16 protein-coding genes are annotated in these 15,719 nt (G+C 46.9%); 2 read left to right on the forward strand and 14 right to left on the reverse strand.

Going from position 1 to position 15,719, the window contains the following annotated elements:
* Positions 1-38 precede the first annotated feature (38 nt).
* From rpoZ to dapF, 6 genes are all read right to left on the reverse strand, one after another.
* Positions 39-272 (reverse strand): DNA-directed RNA polymerase subunit omega, encoded by a 234-nt coding sequence (gene rpoZ / locus WH46_RS11840; protein WP_017814689.1) that lies wholly within the window; start codon positions 270-272, stop codon positions 39-41.
* Positions 273-318: 46 nt separating this feature from the next.
* Positions 319-891: a guanylate kinase gene (gene gmk, locus WH46_RS11845; RefSeq protein WP_046226808.1), complete on the reverse strand. Its 573-nt coding sequence runs from the start codon at positions 889-891 to the stop codon at positions 319-321.
* 67 nt (positions 892-958) lie between these two features.
* Positions 959-1,219: an extracellular matrix/biofilm regulator RemA gene (gene remA / locus WH46_RS11850; RefSeq protein WP_017814687.1), complete on the reverse strand. Its 261-nt coding sequence runs from the start codon at positions 1,217-1,219 to the stop codon at positions 959-961.
* Positions 1,220-1,282: 63 nt separating this feature from the next.
* On the reverse strand, positions 1,283-2,170 hold the full coding sequence (locus tag WH46_RS11855; protein WP_046226809.1) for a YicC/YloC family endoribonuclease: 888 nt from the start codon (positions 2,168-2,170) through the stop codon (positions 1,283-1,285).
* 32 nt (positions 2,171-2,202) lie between these two features.
* Complete coding sequence (locus WH46_RS11860; RefSeq protein ID WP_046226810.1) at positions 2,203-4,095, reverse strand: bifunctional homocysteine S-methyltransferase/methylenetetrahydrofolate reductase; 1,893 nt, start codon at positions 4,093-4,095, stop codon at positions 2,203-2,205.
* Between the two features lie 100 nt (positions 4,096-4,195).
* A complete protein-coding gene (gene dapF / locus WH46_RS11865; protein ID WP_046226811.1) occupies positions 4,196-5,032 on the reverse strand; it encodes a diaminopimelate epimerase in 837 nt (278 codons plus the stop codon).
* A 342-nt stretch (positions 5,033-5,374) separates the two neighbouring features.
* Here dapF and WH46_RS11870 point away from each other — a divergent pair, with 342 nt between their 5' ends.
* A complete protein-coding gene (locus WH46_RS11870) occupies positions 5,375-7,183 on the forward strand; it encodes an Rqc2 family fibronectin-binding protein (RefSeq protein WP_046226812.1) in 1,809 nt (602 codons plus the stop codon).
* Between the two features lie 182 nt (positions 7,184-7,365).
* Here WH46_RS11870 and WH46_RS11875 read toward each other — a convergent pair whose 3' ends face one another.
* From WH46_RS11875 to WH46_RS11905, 7 genes are all read right to left on the reverse strand, one after another.
* Positions 7,366-8,112, reverse strand: a complete 747-nt coding sequence (locus tag WH46_RS11875) for an NAD-dependent epimerase/dehydratase family protein (protein WP_046226813.1) — start codon at positions 8,110-8,112, stop codon at positions 7,366-7,368.
* A gap of 88 nt (positions 8,113-8,200) precedes the next feature.
* Complete coding sequence (locus WH46_RS11880) at positions 8,201-9,052, reverse strand: PHP domain-containing protein (protein ID WP_046227245.1); 852 nt, start codon at positions 9,050-9,052, stop codon at positions 8,201-8,203.
* Positions 9,053-9,193: 141 nt separating this feature from the next.
* A complete protein-coding gene (locus WH46_RS11885) occupies positions 9,194-10,096 on the reverse strand; it encodes a selenium metabolism-associated LysR family transcriptional regulator (RefSeq protein WP_046226814.1) in 903 nt (300 codons plus the stop codon).
* Between the two features lie 163 nt (positions 10,097-10,259).
* Positions 10,260-10,697: a hypothetical protein gene (locus tag WH46_RS11890; RefSeq protein ID WP_017814678.1), complete on the reverse strand. Its 438-nt coding sequence runs from the start codon at positions 10,695-10,697 to the stop codon at positions 10,260-10,262.
* 436 nt (positions 10,698-11,133) lie between these two features.
* The gene (locus WH46_RS11895) at positions 11,134-11,454 is read right to left on the reverse strand and encodes a YlbG family protein (protein WP_017814677.1); all 321 of its coding nucleotides are present in this window, start codon (positions 11,452-11,454) and stop codon (positions 11,134-11,136) included.
* Positions 11,426-11,869, reverse strand: a complete 444-nt coding sequence (locus WH46_RS11900; protein ID WP_017814676.1) for a YlbF/YmcA family competence regulator — start codon at positions 11,867-11,869, stop codon at positions 11,426-11,428. The genes WH46_RS11895 and WH46_RS11900 overlap by 29 nt, the downstream gene beginning before the upstream one ends.
* Positions 11,870-12,026: 157 nt before the next feature.
* Positions 12,027-13,205, reverse strand: coding sequence for a M20 metallopeptidase family protein (locus tag WH46_RS11905; protein ID WP_046226815.1), 1,179 nt, complete (start codon positions 13,203-13,205; stop codon positions 12,027-12,029).
* Between the two features lie 410 nt (positions 13,206-13,615).
* On the opposite strand from WH46_RS11905, the gene ftsW reads away from it, so the two are divergent.
* Positions 13,616-14,851, forward strand: coding sequence for a putative lipid II flippase FtsW (gene ftsW / locus WH46_RS11910; RefSeq protein WP_046227246.1), 1,236 nt, complete (start codon positions 13,616-13,618; stop codon positions 14,849-14,851).
* Positions 14,852-14,941: 90 nt separating this feature from the next.
* Here ftsW and WH46_RS11915 read toward each other — a convergent pair whose 3' ends face one another.
* Entirely contained in the window at positions 14,942-15,334 is a 393-nt protein-coding gene (locus WH46_RS11915) for an Asp23/Gls24 family envelope stress response protein (RefSeq protein ID WP_017814673.1), read from the reverse strand.
* Positions 15,335-15,719 lie beyond the last annotated feature (385 nt).

The raw sequence follows: 15,719 nt of genomic DNA on the forward strand, positions 1-15,719 counted from the left end.
TAACAGGCGCCATACTGCCAACGCCGCTGCAGTGAGATTTATTTGTTTTCGCGATCGCTTTGCTCCAGCTCGGCTTCGGTTCTGCGCTCGATTTTGATGTTGTCATTGTAGATTTCTTCCAATGCCACACCTACATACTTGTGGGAACGTGGATCATGAAGTTCACTTTTGCTGCCGTCGCGCAGTTGTCTTGCACGGCGAGAAGCTGCTACAACGAGGGAATACTTGCTGTCTACTTTGTTCATCATTTCATCAATAGAAGGATATAACATGAATTAAGCACCTCTTCATCGGGCCGGAAGCTCAGGCTTCAGCCTCTTATTTGCGGATCTTGCAATGCTCGGCAATAATAATGCTCTCGATACGCTTGCACGCCAGATCAATCTCATCATTGACTACTGCATAATCGTAATGCTTCATCATTTCGAGTTCATCTGCAGCAACAGTCATACGGTTGTTGATGGTGTCCAGCGTCTCGGTTCCCCGATTTTGCAGACGGTTCTGCAGTTCTTCAAATGATGGAGGGGTCAGGAAAATAAATACGCCTTCTGGAAACTTCTCCATCACTTTCAATGCGCCCTGTACTTCAATTTCCAGGAAAATATCATTACCTGCCTCAAGCGTTCTATCCACAAAATCACGCGGCGTTCCATAATGATTACCCACATATTCCGCATATTCCAGCAGCATATCGTTATCAATCATCTTTTTGAACTCATCATGTGTCTTGAAGAAATAGTTCACTCCATCGACTTCGCCAGTTCGCGGCTGACGAGTCGTCGCCGATACCGAATAGATCAGCTCAGGCTTGCGGATACGCAGTTCTGCGCTTACAGTTCCTTTACCCACACCGGACGGACCGGATAATACAAATAATAATCCCTTAGACATGGTACACTCCAATGTAGGGCTGCCGACGGTCATTACCGAAGCAAGGAGGCCGACAGCCTGTTTTTGTTTATTCGTCGTTATCGTCGTCTTTGAGAGACAGACGATGTGCTACAGTCTCCGGCTGTACAGCCGACAGGATAACATGATCGCTGTCTGTGATGATAACCGCACGGGTACGTCTTCCGTAGGTGGCATCGATCAGCATATGACGATCACGCGCTTCCTGAATAATACGTTTGATTGGCGCGGATTCCGGACTTACGATGGAGATAATCCGGTTCGCTGATACAATATTACCAAAGCCAATATTGATAAGTTTGATTGCCATCTTCAGGTTTTTCCCCCTATACATTTGACTCAATCGCGCCGAAATAAGGTCGCTTGTTGGTCTTTATTCCAAATTGGCGGCTTGTTCACGGATTTTTTCCAGCTCCGCTTTCATCTCGACGACATGGTTAACTAGAGCCAGATGATTAGCTTTGGAACCAATCGTGTTCACTTCCCGGTTCATTTCCTGAAGCAAAAAATCCATTTTACGTCCAATCGGATCATCGGTATGCAGCAGATTTCTGAACTGTTCAAAATGACTCGCCAGACGTGTTAATTCTTCGTCAATATTGGAACGATCCGCAAAAATGGCGATTTCCATTCCCACACGGGATTCATCCCAGTGAAAACTTCCGTCCTGCAGTTCGGATAAACGTTGCCGCAGCCGGACACGATGTTCTTCTACGACTGTAGGAGCCAGACGCCGCATCTCGGTATAGAGCTGCTCCAGATGATCGAGTCGTCCGCGCAGATCTTCTGCCAGATGACGCCCTTCTCTGGCACGCATCTCAAGCAGGCCTGTCAGCGCTTCGCCTAGACCTTGCTCCAGCAGCTCTCTCCACTGCTCCGGATCATCATCGTTCCCATTCTCCTGAACGGTCATGACCCCGGGCAGCGCCAGCAGCTGATTAATATCCAGCCGGCCTTCCAGCTCCTCAAACTGCTGAAGCTCACGGGCTGCCTGAATATAGGATCGGACTGCTGCCTGATCCAGCTTCAATGCTGCCTGTTCGCCGCCATCCTGCTCCTTATTTACAAACACATCAATCCGTCCCCGCTTCAGCTGGCTCTGTACCAGCTTGCGCAGCGTATCCTCCAGGCCAGCCCATTCACGGGGCAGCCGGAGCATCACTTCGCAGTAGCGATGATTGACGGATTTGACTTCAATCTGGATTTTGTAGCCGCCATATTGCACGGCGGACTGACCGTATCCGGTCATACTGAATGACATCGGCATCACATCCGTTATTCTATTGTAATTGATTATTTACCATGAAACAAGGGGTTTGGACGCTGCTTTGCTTTTGCCCATACATATTCAGTAAGCTGTGCACTCATATCGTACAACATAAATGGAGTCATGATATAAATTCCATTAAAATACTCCAGGGCCACATCCACCAGCTCACGGGCGATAGCGACACCCGTTTGTCTGGCATCCGGTCCTTCGAGCCCTGCCATACGGCCGCGAATATGATCAGGCAGCTGAATCCCAGGTACCTCATTATGCAGGTATTCCGCATTGCGTCCACTGGCCAGCGGCATAATACCGATAAAAATAGGAACGCTCAGGTGTTTGGTTGCTTCATACATATCACGAATCAGCTGTTCATCATAGACTGGCTGGGTCATGATATAGTCGGCACCTGCAGCGATTTTCTTCTCCAGACGCTGTACCGCTTTGTCCAGATGCTTCACATTCGGGTTAAAAGCAGCCCCGACTACAAAACGTGCACGATGCTTGAGTACTTTGCCCGAGAAAGCTATTCCCTCATTCAACTGCTTGATCATACGGATCATGTCAAATGAAGTCATATCGTAGACCGAGCTTGCGCCAGGCAGATCACCGAACTTGGATGGATCGCCTGTGACCGCGAGGATATGATCCACGCCCAGTGCATTCAGCCCCATCATATGTGACTGATTACCGATCATATTGCGATCCCGGCATGTTACATGCACGAGCGGACGAAGTCCGGTCTCCCGCTGAACCAGATGAGCCAGCGCCATATTGCTCATCCGCGTAACAGCAAGTGAATTATCCGCCATGGTTACAGCATCGGCCCCAGCCTTTTTGAGCGCTTCGGCTCCAGCCATAAAGCCTGTAATATCCAGATCACGCGGCGGATCAAGTTCCACGATAACCGTCGGTCGTTCTTGGACCAATTCAACCAGTGTAGGCGGTACATCCTCCCGATCGGAGCCCCAGCCGCCTAGAATATCCTTCTCCATTGTAATACTAACCTGTGGTGAAGGAACGCGAACATTCGAAAAGTCGAGTGGTGCCGGCACATAATCAGCCAGTGCACGAGCAATCGCAGCAATATGCTTTGGCGTCGTTCCACAGCAGCCGCCGATTACTCTGGCACCCAGCTCTGCCAAGCGAACCGAACTCTGTCCAAAATACGAAGGCTTCGCCTTGTAGCGGTACTCACCATCCACATAGCTGGCTACACCGGCATCCGGATACACTGATAGCGGCAGTGATACTTTGCCACGTACATATTCCAATGCCCGCATCGTTCCATTTGGACCGACGCGGCAGTTCAGCCCTACCATGTCTGCTCCAGCTTCTGTCAGAATGGCAAAAGCATCCGGCAGACTGTACCCATCCAGTGTACGCACTGCATCCTCCACCGTTAATTGGCAGATAACCGGAATATCGGTCAGTTTGCGCACTTGCTTCAGCGCAACAGCCAGCTCCTCCAGCTCGAAGAATGTCTCCAGCAGAATGCCATCGACCCCTTCTTCCAATATCGCATTCAGCTGCTGTCTGAAATATTTGCGAAGCTGCAGAAGCGGCGTATTCGAACGTTTGCCTTCCCGGATCGCACCGACCGATCCAACCACATAAGCCTGATCCCCGGCTGCCTGCCTGGCAATACGTACACCGGCACGGTTAATTTCTTCTACTTTATGTTCAAGCCCATATTTGGCCAGCTTTTCATGATTGGCGGAAAAGGTATTCGTCTCCAGCATTTCTGCTCCTGCAGTGACATACTGTCGATGCACATCTTCAATAATATGCGGACTCAGCAGGTTCAGCTCCTCATAGGAGATGCCTACCGGGAATCCCAGCTGATATAAATAGGTTCCCATTGCTCCGTCGCCTACAATAACACCTTCTGTCCATCTTGATCGCAAATCCGGCTTCATCTGCTACACCTCGCTGTATCGATTTATGCTTAAATGTATCATAAATCCCAAGCAAATCGAGGCAGAAATGGCTGATATAGCTAAAAGGTATAACCGGAGCTTAATCCAGCGTCTGTCCGGTATATACCGTTGCTGCCGGGCCCGTCATATAGACGTGATTACTGCTCTCATCCCACTCAATATACAGGTCTCCGCCCTTGAGCGAGACATGGGCATTGCGGTCGGAATAACCATTCAGCACTGAAGCCACTAGTGTCGCACAAGCTCCCGTACCACAGGCAAGTGTCGGTCCCGCTCCCCGTTCCCAGACTCTCATATCGATCCGGTCACGGCTCTGTACCGTGGTAAACTCTACATTGACCTTGCGTGGAAATAGCGGATGAGTCTCCAGCAGCGGTCCCCATTGATGCAGATCAAAATTCACTGCATCCTCCACATAGATTACACAATGTGGGTTCCCCATTGATACAGCTGTAAAATGAAACTGCCGCCCTTCTACTTCTACCGGCTGGTTCAGGACCGGATTGCCTTCCAGAGCAACCGGGATCCGACCTGCTTCGAGGGCAGGCTCACCCATATCCACACGTACCGTAACTGCTTTGCCATTCTCTTCTTGCACCGTAACTGCCTGAACGCCGGCACCGATCGTCTCGATCTGAATCTCTGTGCCTGCTGCAAGACCACGGTCAAACACATATTTGGCTACGCAACGGATTGCATTGCCACACTGCTCTGCTTCCGATCCATCTGCATTAATAATCCGCATCATATAATCTGCTCGGGCGGAAGGCAAAATAAAGACCAGCCCATCTGCACCGATCCCAAAGTACCGATTGCAGTGCTGAATCGCCAGTTCCGCCGCGTTAGCAGGCAGAGATGGCTCGCCATACACCACGATAAAATCATTGCCAAGTCCGTTCATTTTGGTAAATTCCATCGCTGCTCTCTCCCCTGAATATGCTGTTTAATCACTTCCTACTGGGTAAGCATACATGATACGACTATAAATTGCGAATGCTTTGTGGCATGATAGAATAGGTGGAATAGGATGGAGTTCGTGCAATATTTTGCTTTGCAAAAATCACTTTTCATTGAACATCGCGTTTAACAAGTTAAACGTTGAACTGAAAGATATTTTGCTTTGCAAAAATCACTTTTCATTGAACATCGCGTTTAACAAGTTAAACGCTAATCTGTACAATATTTTGCTTTGCAAAAATTGCTTTTTTATTGAACATCGCGTTTAACAAGTTAAACGCTAGAATAAGGAGAAAATGACATGGCACTTGATGGTATTGTAACTCGCGCGATTGTGCAGGACCTGCAGGTTCTGGTGGGGGCGCGTATTAATAAGATTTATCAGCCTACAGATAGTGATATTGTTTTTCAAATTCGTGCGCAGCGGGAGAATCGCAAGTTATTGCTGAGTGCGAATCCGACGTATCCGCGGGTGCAGTTTACCGAACAATCATTTATGAATCCGCAGGAAGCTCCAATGTTCTGCATGCTGTTGCGCAAGCACTGCGAGAGCGGGATTATCGAAGCGATTGAGCAGGTAGGTATGGAGCGTATAATTCATTTCCAGATTCGTCAGAGGGATGAATTAGGCGATGTATCGGTTAAGCGGATTATCGTGGAACTGATGGGACGACACAGTAATCTGATTCTGGTTGATCCGATAGCAAATACGATTATAGACGGTATTCATCATGTTACTCCGGCGATCAGTAGTTACCGGATTATTATGCCGGGCTTCAGTTATCAGGAACCCCCACAGCAGAACAAGCTGAATCCGCTGGAGACAGGTCGGGAGCAGTTCTTGAGCAGCTATGCCGATTATGCGGATACGTCTGCCCGTTTTATTCTGGATACTTTTACAGGGATCAGTCCATTGATTGCCAGTGAAGTGGTACAGCGTGCGCTTCAGGCTACTCCAGTGCAGGAATCTGCGGATACACAGAATTTATCAACGGACTCTAATTCTGATCAACAACAATCACAATCGCCCGACAAAGTAGATGCAGATGCACTGTGGACTTCTTTCGAGTCCTTCATGGAACCGATTCGTCAAGGGCAGTATGATCCGGTGAGCGGATTAAATGCCAAAAGCAAGCTTATCTTCTCGGCTGTACCATTGATACAGATTCAAGAGGAAGAGAAGCATTACTCTTCCATGAGCGAATGTATCGAAGCTTATTATGGCAGCAAGGCCGAGCGCGATACCGTTAAGCAGAAAACCAGTGATCTGCTGCGTTTTTTGCAAAATGAACGAAGCAAAAATATCAAAAAGCTAGATAATCTGCGCAAGGATCAGCTGGAAGCCGATGATGCCGAGAAATATCGTATTCAGGGCGAGCTGCTGTTCGCTTCACTGCATCAGATTACCAAAGGAGACAAAGAGATTGAACTTATCAATTTCTATGATGAAGAGCAGCGCCCGATCAAAGTTCAGCTTGATCCGCAATTGTCTCCTTCCGATAATGCCCAGCGTTATTTTAAAAAGTACAATAAATACAAAAATAGCCTGGCAGTGATTGAAGAACAGCTAACCCGTACGCATGAGGAAATTGCTTATCTCGATTCTCTGCTGCAGCAACTGCAAAGTGCGGCACTCCAGGATATCGACGAGATTCGCGAGGAGCTGGCCGAACAGGGATACGTCCGCAATCGTAACAAAAAGAACAAAAAGAAAAAGAAAGATAACCGTCCTACTCTGCACATCTATACTTCCAGTGAAGGTATCGAGATGTATGTCGGCAAAAATAATCTGCAAAACGAATATATTACCAATAAAATGGCAAACAATAATGATACCTGGCTGCACACCAAGGATATTCCGGGCTCCCATGTTGTTATTCGCAGCAGTGAATTTGGCGATGCAACCCTGGCTGAAGCTGCACAGCTCGCTGCTTACTTTAGCCAGGCCAAAGAATCAAGCAGTGTGCCGGTCGATTATACCCAGATCCGTCATGTACACAAACCGAGCGGCTCCAAACCGGGCTTTGTCATTTACGATCATCAGACTACCCTGTTCATTACGCCGGAAGAAGATATGATCAAGCGTCTGAGCAGCACGATCAAAATGTAATAGTGAGTAGCCCAGCAGCTTATTTAGGTACTTGTGGCTGTTCTGTACGGTAGTATGGTTCTCTACTGCGCAAAAAAGCGTTCCGAACGTCTATTTCGACGTACCGGAGCGCTTTTTTTGCGTAGCATCTGCTTACACTTGTCGTATAGATGTACCCTTCTTGCCTTACAGACCTGCGATCATTATTCCTCATCTTTGAAAATCTGCTGCAAGGCAAAAGCGTCATCCTGCGGCTCATATCCCAATTCACGAATTGCATCTTCGATATTCAGCCGTTTAAAGCGATTATTTGAAATAGCATTAACAAGCAGAAAAGGCTCCTTCAGCGGAGCAGTCAATCCCTTTTCCACCAAATGACATAGATCCCGTGGACTCAGATACGCACTCATATCACGTGTAGTCATCGGCTCTCCCGGATGGAAATCATCAAATGCACCGATTCGTAGGCCTATACTCTCCAGACCATGTTCATAGGCATAATAGCTGGCAAGCGATTCCAGAAATGCTTTGCTGACTCCGTACATATTTTTGGGACGCATCTGCATGGCAGTGGTGGTCTGGACATCGACAGGATATGCTTCCATCGTCTGTGCACTGCTTGCGAATACGATACGTTTTACTCCATTTTGCTGACAAGCATGGAACAGATTATAGCTGCCTTTGATATTGTTATCTAGCAAATCTTCATAAAAGTCTGCGTCTGGTGAAGGATTGCCTGCCAGATGGATCACAAGGTCTATACCGGATGTTAATTGCAGACAGGCCTCGGGATCCGCTAGATTAATAATCTGCTGCTCGGTTTGCTGCCGAATCTCCGAAGCCAGTCGATCAAAGTGAAGATCTGCCAGCAGCAAATCATATTTGCTTACGAGATACGTGGTAAGTACCGTACCTATTTTGCCGGAAGAACCCGTAATTAATATGCGCATATGCTGCTCCTTTGTGAAGTATATTTTCAGAGCGGGAGAGGACAGAATATACTTCTAATTCATTACTTTTTACATTTACACTTTAGACTCAACCTGAAGTCCGTTCAAGCAGTTGAGTGAGTACACTTATCGGCACCCTTTTACCACCGATTGGACCATGAAATACTTTGCCCTGCCGCGCGCCATGATAATCGGATCCGCCAGTGATAATCAGTCTTCTTTGACTTGCAAACTGCAGATAGCGTTGTTCATCTTCAGGTGAATGATCGGAATGATACACTTCCAGTCCTGCCAGTTCACTCTGATCGAGTATACGGGCGACCAGATCGTCGTCTCCATAGATACCTGGATGTGCCATAACAGGTACACCACCCGCCTCTATAATCCACTGCGCCGCTTCGTGTGGACGAATACGCGGCGGGGATACATAAGCTGCGGCATCCTGAGCCAGATATTTTTTGAAAGCATCACGCATATCTTCGGCATACCCTTTGGCTACAAGTGTATCTGCCATATGCGGTCGTCCAATACTCTCGTCCGGCATTAATTCGCGCCCAAGCTGCTTCAATACATCTTCCATTGTAATCTCGACACCAAGCTCACGCAGCTTTGCCAGAATCATCTCGTTACGCGTATCCCTGATCTGGCGAAGTCCAGCGAGTCTCTCCAGAAAAACAGGATCTTCGATATTCATGTAATAGCCGAGAATATGAATATCCTTGTCTTCTTCCATAGTGCTGACCTCTACTCCCGGTATGATGGTCACTCCATACTGTTCACCTGCTGCCAGTGCTTCTGCTACTCCAGCTACCGTATCATGATCCGTAATAGCAAGAGCACTCAGTCCGGCTGCTGCAGCCAGCTGTACATTTTCGGTTGGTGTATTCATTCCGTCCGAAGCCTGGGTATGGGTATGCATATCTGCATATCCTGTATACATAGAGTCTTTAGGATTCAAATGGTCTCACTCCTGACTATTTTTAAAAATCACGCTCATTGTTAACATATCTATTCGATTTTTGGCAGAAAAACGAATACAATCAGCTGATATCCAAACCATATTCAAATCAGCCAACACATTTTAAGTTAATGAATATTCCTGCAAAAATTGTAAAAAAGAAATCGATGGAATACTGAGCAGTGTAGATTTGAGATGGATCGAATAGAACTGCCTCTGAAAAGAAACACCTTCGATATCCAGCACTTTGAGCAGGCCGAGTGCAACTTCATGCTTGACCGAAGACGGCGACAGGATCGTAATTCCGAGTCCGGCTTCTACCGCTGACTTGACTGCTCCCGTGCTGCCCAGTTCCATAATGGTATCGATACGTTCCAGATCCATATGATGCCGGATAAATTCTTCTTCCATCACTTGTCTTGTACCCGATCCCTTCTCTCGCAGCACAAAGGAATACTTCAGCACGTCTTCCAATGTGATTCTTGGCAGTTCGTCCAAGGGATGCCCCGAAGGTACAATCAGTTTCAATTCATCCTGCATTACCGGCTTGATCGTCATATCGGGATGCTCTACCCATGCCTCAATCAGACCAAAATCCAGTTGATTGCGGCTAATTTCTTCTAGAATCTGTGTTGTATTCATCACCTTAAGCATGATTTTCATATCCGGATAACGCTGCCCCAGTGGAACAAGCAGCCGGGGGAGTACGTATTCGCCAATCGTATTGCTTGCACCCAGCATGAGACGTCCAGCCATATTATCGGTAAACCGTGACATGGCTGCATCTGTTTCACGCATCAGCTCAATCCCCCGACGCGCAAAAGGCATAAGCGCATGTCCTGCTTCCGATAGCTCGATCCGTTTGGTCGTACGAATCAGTAATTTGGTACCAAAATGTTCCTCCAGCGATTGTACCTGCATGGTCACTGCAGGCTGGGTCATATGAAGCGCCTGGGCTGCTGCAGAGAAACTGCCCCGCTCGGCAACAGTATAAAAGATATGTAACTGATGAAAGTTAAAAGCCAATGCCGTTTCCCTCCTTGGTCGTACTTTATTGTACCCCAAAAAAAGCACATAACAAAAGAGCCTGCATATGCAGGCTCCCGAGGGTTCGTATGATGATAAGGCAGACTGCTCATCCATTACGAATGCAAGCTAGGCCCGTTCATGAATCTACTCTATTCACGTATTATTTACGTTTACGGCTATTTTTGATCAATGTCATGCGGCGAGAGTGTCTCAACCATGAATAATAAGATTTCAGATCACGGAGCTCGATCGTTTCGGACATTTTTCCGAGGAAGGTAACTACGATCATTTTGTGAAGCGGATTACCTGCAAGATCAAACTCACCGGGCAGTTCAGCGAATTCAGCAACAACGACTACGTCTTCATCAATCAGATATACATCTTCTTCTTTGCGATAATAGGAAATGATGCGGTCCTGCTTTAGGCTATCCCACATAAAGGAAGCGATATCTTCTGTAGGGGTATCTGCTTTGGCGATTCGATCATTAAAACGACTGATAGCATGATTGGTAATAACTACATCTGCCACTTTCTTCTCACCCAGTGCAACATGGAATGGTTCATAAGTACTCCAGCGCTCCATTACTTTGTCTCTCATTATAATTATTCACTCCCCATCTTCGCAGGTCTTTCCGCCTAAGTATTATTGCCTATTGATTATCATTTAATAATTATAAAGACCTACAATAGGGCGAGAAAGCTACCAATTGATATATTGTTTTACGGCCCAGACTACGTTACGGTGTCATTTTTATCATATTAATTAAACTACTGTACTATTACTACAGTTCTTGAGTCCCACTACAAAGTATATCGACAGTTCCTTACTCTCTTTTAACCCATAAAGTCAAAAAGTTAAAAATTATATCATATATTTTACTATTTTATACCAATTTCCACCCTTTTATGAAACCGCTTTCCAGAAAAGAATAAAAAAAGCGACCCAAAGGTCGCTGCTATATTTCATCCGGGCCTGCTGCAGCACTCTGACAATGAGTGCTACCTGCAATCCCATTATTTATAAACTGTAAAATTTAAATACCGTAGAACTGTGTCTGATCCGGTACATTTTTGCTGTATTCTGTCTTGATTTCATTACGATACGAACGCTCGATCTTCCGTACATACGGAAGTCTCCGCATATTTTTGAGTATATCATCCGTTTTCTCGGAATTCATATACATAACGACGTACTGCATACGGCGTGAAATATAATGTACACATCCGTATTTTTCAAGATTACGTGCTGCTTTTACATCACTCACCCAGATAATATATCCGATTCGTTCTGGAAAAACGGCCTGTTCCTGTTCTTGACGCGGATTGTTATCCGCCGCATCCACATGAGCCTCCACTGCCGCATCCGCCTCCTTTTGGTAAAGGATCATTACTTGGAACCTTGATTGTCTCGGAGACCGAATGTGCGATCATCTCAGACATCTCATACAGCATGCGATCCAGGTTGCTCTCAGCTTCTGTAAATCTGCGAACTTCCTCAATGCGCTGCATTTCCTCCTGTACAGCCTCGACTTCTTGCATCGCAGCGTGATAGTTGGGGTGGAAATGACCAAAACGCTGGGTTTCCTCGAAAAGCTCCTTCTTGCTATCCAGCTTGATGACCAAGCGTTGTACTTCCGGATGAATCTGCATCCGTTCTTTCCAATATAGATAATTCGCGACTTCGATAGAATTGTTGATCATATCGCCCAAATCATAGGCGCATGTCAAGACTTCGGCCATATCAACCGTTCTGGTCTCGGTTACGCTCATGAAGTTCATCCCATTCCTGTATATAATGGACAGCTATGGTACGTGTGAATTACACGTGCTGTCTCTTCCATCATAGCATAAGGAATTGGCAGATTAGAAGTCTTTTTCCAAAAACAATAGACAGCATGTTACGGATTCTGCCATAAGCAAGTTAGCACTATTCTGTTTCGGGTTGATTCAGAAAATCTTCCGCCATCGCTGCCAGAATGCGGGCTGCGCTCAGCATGGCAGACTCATCAATATCAAATCTGGCATGATGGTGCGGGTAAACGGCTCCGAGCTCCTGATTACCTGCCCCTACAAAAATAAAGCAGCCGGGAACCTTTTGCACATAATAAGCAAAATCTTCGGCAGGCATCATCGGCGGTGTCTGGAACACCTGCTCTTGGCCAAACATCTCTTTGGCTACCCTGAAAAACCGTTCCGTCTCGCCAGCATGGTTCACGAGCGTCGGATAACCCATCATATATTCGATGTCTACTTCAGCCCCGTTAAGCGCACATAATTGTTGACTGACTTCTTCAATACGCTTTCGGATCAGCGTGCGTGTCTCTTCATCAAAGGTACGCACAGTTCCGGTAATACGGCAGTTCTCTGCAATAATATTCTGTGCTGTACCACTCTGAAACGTGCCTACGGTCAGCACAGCCGGATTCAGCGGGTTCACATTGCGGCTGATAATCGATTGCAGCTGCACGACCAGCTGCGCGCCGATCAGCAGACTATCCACCGTCACATGCGGGATACCGCCGTGTCCACCTTTTCCCGTAATGTTAATAAAGAACTCATCCGTGGATGCCATTACCGGTCCCGGTGCGCTAGCCAGTGTTCCTGCTGCAAAGGGAGTCCACAGATGGACACCATAGATCGCATCCACCCCATTGAGCGCACCTGCTTCGATCATCTTGAGTGCTCCGCCCGGACAAACCTCTTCTCCCGGCTGGAAAATAAGACGCACTTCACCACGAAGCTTTTCCCTGTTCTCACTAAAGTATCGCGCAACTGCCAGCAGACCGGAGGTATGTCCGTCGTGACCGCAAGCATGCATCACTCCAGGCACCTGTGAGGCGTATTCGCAATCCTTTTCGTCCTGTATAGGCAAAGCATCCATATCTGCTCGCAATGCTACCGTTTTGCCGGGCAGGCTGCCCTTGATGATTCCAATCACTCCTGTATCTCCCACACCATCCTGTGTCTCTACCCCAAAAGAGCGTAAGCGCTCTGCCACAAACGCCATCGTCTGATGCTCCTGATAAGACAGCTCGGGGTGCTGGTGGAGATGACGCCGCCACTGTACCATATCCGGATATAATGCTTGCCAGTTGTAATCTCCCATCTGCACTCCATCCCTTCGCTCTATAGGTAAATTCGTTTTTTTCACTCTACTTTATGTTTCAGCTGCTTAATCAAGGTTAAATAAACTGTTAGGCATTATTTTGAAGCAAAAACAGTTGTTTGTAAAATGCCTTTGTACATAGTTATCCAAAAGCGAGCAAAAGCTTGCACCCGCTTTTAAAACGTACTATCATGAAAGATAAACTTAACATAATTGAGTATTTTCATTTCAAAGGAGGATTTGTGCATGATGAAAATTTGTCTGAACATAGACAACCGTGCTGCACATTTGTACATATCCGTTCCATTACCGGGGATACATGAATGAATAAAATAAGACAAACTACATCGAGATCTTCCAACCAGAGTATTGCGGATCGTTATCGTACCAAAAGTTCCAATGTACGCAACATGCCAAGGCCTGCCCAAGCGACTCCCAAAACCATCAAAAAAGGCGCACCGGATTTTCAGCTACTCGTCCTTACCTTTGTCCTGATCGGCTTTGGTATTCTAATGGTGTTCAGTGCCAGCTCCAGTCTGGCGTTAACCAGTGCCAGCTATAACAATGATGCGCTGTATTTTACAAAGCGACATATTATGTATGCGATCATCGGTACAATCGCCATGTTCTTCGCGATGAAGGCCCATTACAGTAAATACAAAAAGTGGTTTGCCCCCTTTTTCCTGATCACGCTGGTTCTGCTACTGGCCGTGCTTGTGGTCGGTGTGCATCTGAATGGTGCGCGAAGCTGGATTCGTCTGCCAGGTGGTGCTTCATTGCAGCCGGCGGAGTTTGCCAAGCTCGCGGTCATCCTGTACCTCTCGGCCCTGATTGCCAAAAAAGGCGATCGACTGCGAGATCTGCGCACCGGATACATTCCGGTCATGCTGATCGTCGGGCTCGTTGCCGGCCTGATCATGCTGCAGCCTGACCTTGGTTCCTGTATGATTCTGGTAGCAACTGCGGGACTGATTATTTACGTGGGTGGCGCCAGTATGAAGCATATTATGGCTTCTGTCATGCTACTTGTACTTGGGGCGGCCATTGTGTTTGGTATCAGTTCACTGTTCACTAAAGATGAGCCTGCCAGCGGAAACTACAGGGCTGATCGGATTGAAGCCTATCTTAACCCATTTGCCGATCCGACAGGTGGCACTTATAATATGCTTCAGTCGCTTATAGCCATTGGCGAAGGCGGCGTTACAGGGGCAGGGTTCGGTAAAAGTATTCAGAAACTCCACTATCTACCCAATCCGTATAATGACTTTATTTTCGCTATTATCGCCGAAGAATTCGGCTTGATTGGAACGGTACTGTTCCTGCTCGTCTATGCCTACTTTATCTGGCGAGGCATTATTATTGCGCTCCGGTGTCCGGATATTTTTGGTACACTGGCGGGCGTAGGTATTATGGGCTTGTTTGCGATCCAGGCCTTTATCAATATCGGCGGGGTCACCAAGACGATTCCTCTAACCGGGGTTCCACTTCCCTTTATCAGTTATGGGGGTACTTCACTCGTCATTATGATGCTGAGTATGGGCATTATGCTCAGTATATCCAGAGAGACCAATCGTGCTCTGGCGGAAAAGCAGGAGACTGGCAACGGATATACACGTCGTCAATCCGTCTCCATGCGAATGAAATAAGCTATCCAATCAAATCGTAATATAAAAAACGGCGGGGAATTCCCCGCCGTTTTTGTATGTGCAGTTCTGGTATGCTGTTGTATGGGCTGATTAGGATCTGGAACGAACTGGTGGCTCGAAGTCGATCATGTCATCCTTGAAGGCTACACCTTCTACTTTGACATTCACTTCAACAACTTTGAGACCGGTCAAGGTCTCTACTGCTTCACGCACATTTTGCTGGAGCATACGGCATACTTCGTGAATCGGTGTCTCGTACAGTACAATGATACGCAGATCAATGGCTGCCTCGCGTTGTCCGACTTCGACAGTTACCCCTTTTTGTACATTTTTACCACTTAGACGTTTGGCGAATCCTTCGGATAATCCGCCGGACATAGCAGCAATCCCCGGTGTCTCCAGTGCGGCCATGCCCGCCACTTTTGCTACGACGTCATCGGCAATCTTGATTGTGCCCATCTCCAATTGTAATGATTCGGTCATGTCCATCCTCCTCCAAAGCTTGCACCCCTGTTGGCATATTGCAGCCTGGATGCAACTAACCATAATGTTTACTTCTCTATTTTATTGCATATTGCGCAGATATTCAAAAACAATATTTATACCCGCTATTTCTGCTTATGAAACGTTTATGCTGTGTCGTTTACATTTTCATTAGATTTGGGTATATTGTTAAAGAATTTACATAGTTAGTATGATGCGATTCCCATGTCCTGACCTGTGCGAATATAACAGGATCCGGTCATATACGGCGGATGATTGGTTAATGAATAGGAAGATCACTCTGTACGGTACACTCGCAGACTGCTGCCGTACTCTTCATCCTGTCATTGATTCTGTAGCGGAAGCATCAACCATATGTAGAATA

This window comes from Paenibacillus dauci, from assembly GCF_000971985.1.
Classification (GTDB): domain Bacteria; phylum Bacillota; class Bacilli; order Paenibacillales; family Paenibacillaceae; genus Saccharibacillus; species Saccharibacillus dauci.

What these genes read in the sequence shown, in the direction of transcription:
- rpoZ (WP_017814689.1), bottom strand. Translation starts at nt 272, where the DNA reads ATGTTATATCCTTCTATTGATGAAATGATGAACAAAGTAGACAGCAAG.
- gmk (WP_046226808.1), bottom strand. Translation starts at nt 891, where the DNA reads ATGTCTAAGGGATTATTATTTGTATTATCCGGTCCGTCCGGTGTGGGT.
- remA (WP_017814687.1), bottom strand. Translation starts at nt 1,219, where the DNA reads ATGGCAATCAAACTTATCAATATTGGCTTTGGTAATATTGTATCAGCG.
- WH46_RS11855 (WP_046226809.1), bottom strand. Translation starts at nt 2,170, where the DNA reads ATGTCATTCAGTATGACCGGATACGGTCAGTCCGCCGTGCAATATGGC.
- WH46_RS11860 (WP_046226810.1), bottom strand. Translation starts at nt 4,095, where the DNA reads ATGAAGCCGGATTTGCGATCAAGATGGACAGAAGGTGTTATTGTAGGC.
- dapF (WP_046226811.1), bottom strand. Translation starts at nt 5,032, where the DNA reads ATGGAATTTACCAAAATGAACGGACTTGGCAATGATTTTATCGTGGTG.
- WH46_RS11870 (WP_046226812.1), top strand. Translation starts at nt 5,375, where the DNA reads ATGGCACTTGATGGTATTGTAACTCGCGCGATTGTGCAGGACCTGCAG.
- WH46_RS11875 (WP_046226813.1), bottom strand. Translation starts at nt 8,112, where the DNA reads ATGCGCATATTAATTACGGGTTCTTCCGGCAAAATAGGTACGGTACTT.
- WH46_RS11880 (WP_046227245.1), bottom strand. Translation starts at nt 9,052, where the DNA reads ATGTATACAGGATATGCAGATATGCATACCCATACCCAGGCTTCGGAC.
- WH46_RS11890 (WP_017814678.1), bottom strand. Translation starts at nt 10,697, where the DNA reads ATGAGAGACAAAGTAATGGAGCGCTGGAGTACTTATGAACCATTCCAT.
- WH46_RS11900 (WP_017814676.1), bottom strand. Translation starts at nt 11,869, where the DNA reads ATGAGCGTAACCGAGACCAGAACGGTTGATATGGCCGAAGTCTTGACA.
- WH46_RS11905 (WP_046226815.1), bottom strand. Translation starts at nt 13,205, where the DNA reads ATGGGAGATTACAACTGGCAAGCATTATATCCGGATATGGTACAGTGG.
- ftsW (WP_046227246.1), top strand. Translation starts at nt 13,616, where the DNA reads ATGCCAAGGCCTGCCCAAGCGACTCCCAAAACCATCAAAAAAGGCGCA.
- WH46_RS11915 (WP_017814673.1), bottom strand. Translation starts at nt 15,334, where the DNA reads ATGACCGAATCATTACAATTGGAGATGGGCACAATCAAGATTGCCGAT.